1 protein-coding gene is annotated in these 1,380 nt (G+C 61.5%); it reads left to right on the plus strand.

What is annotated here, in order from left to right; all coding sequences use genetic code 11:
- The first annotated feature begins 84 nt into the window (after positions 1–84).
- Positions 85–1,338: an IS256 family transposase gene (locus ACIQT2_RS23965; protein ID WP_402951775.1), complete on the plus strand. Its 1,254-nt coding sequence runs from the start codon at positions 85–87 to the stop codon at positions 1,336–1,338.
- The last annotated feature ends 42 nt before the right edge of the window (positions 1,339–1,380 follow it).

Here is a 1,380-nt window from a genome sequence, read left to right on the forward strand (position 1 = left end):
GGGACTGTCTGAATAACGGTGTGTGGGGTCTGGCCTGATCTGAAGGAGACGGCCGTGTCTGAATCCACGACTGGGATGGCAGGGATGATGATCGATCCTGTGACGGGAGAGATCATCGATCAGAAGGAGCTTGCGGAGCGGTTGCTCGCGCAGGCCAGGGAACAGGGCGTGAGCCTGGTTGGCCCCGGCGGGCTGCTGAACCAGCTCACGAAAAACGTGCTGGAGACCGCCCTGGAGGCGGAACTGACCGAGCACCTCGGGCATGAACATGGCCAGAAACCGCTAGCCGCGAACATACGCAACGGCACGAGATCCAAGACGGTGCTGACCGAGATCGGTCCGGTCGAAATCGAGGTACCCAGAGACCGGGACGGGTCCTTCGAGCCGGTGATCGTGCCCAAACGTAAACGGCGTTTGGACGGGATCGACGAGGTCGTGCTCTCGCTCTCGGCACGAGGGCTAACCACCGGAGAGATCGCCGCGCACTTCGCGGAGGTTTACGGTGCCAGGGTCTCCAAGGACACCATCAGCCGCATCACCGAGAAGGTCACAGCCGAGCTGGCTGAATGGTCTTCCCGGCCGCTGGACGCACTCTATCCGGTGCTCTTTGTTGACGCGATCGTGGTCAAGGTCCGTGACGGGCAGGTGCGCAACACCCCGTTCTACGTGGTCATGGGAGTCACCGTGAACGGGGAACGGGACATCCTGGGTATCTGGGCCGGCGACGGCGGGGAGGGTGCACGGTTCTGGCTGCAGGTGTTCTCCGAACTGAAAAACCGTGGCGTGGAAGATGTGTTGATCGCAGTCTGTGACGGGCTCAAAGGCCTGCCCGAGGCGATCACGACCACGTGGGACCGGACAATCGTGCAGCAATGCATCGTGCACCTGATCCGCAACAGTTTCCGCTACGCCGGACGCCAGCACCGAGACGGGATCGTCAAAGCTCTCAAACCCGTCTACACCGCCCCGTCCGAGCAAGCAGCCAAAGACCGGTTCGCTGAGTTCACGGCCGAATGGGGCCAACGCTACCCTGCGATCATACGGCTGTGGGAGTCTTCCTGGGCCGAGTTCGTGCCCTTCCTCGAATACGACGTCGAGATCCGCCGGATTATCTGCACGACGAACGCGATCGAGTCGATCAACGCCCGATACCGTCGGGCCGTGAAAGCCAGGGGGCACTTCCCGAACGAGAATGCTGCCCTGAAATGCCTGTACCTGGTCACCAGATCCCTTGATCCAACCGGCGGAGGAAGAGCACGCTGGACCATGAGGTGGAAACCCGCGCTCAACGCGTTCGCCATCACGTTCGCCGGACGGTTCGAAAGAACCACCAACTAATGAAAACCGCCGGAACCCACACACCGTATATCGGACAGACCC

Source organism: Paenarthrobacter sp. NPDC090522 (genome assembly GCF_044769225.1).
GTDB lineage: Bacteria > Actinomycetota > Actinomycetes > Actinomycetales > Micrococcaceae > Arthrobacter.

Coding starts and splice junctions, on each gene's coding strand:
- ACIQT2_RS23965 (WP_402951775.1), top strand. CDS start 85: ATGATGATCGATCCTGTGACGGGAGAGATCATCGATCAGAAGGAGCTT.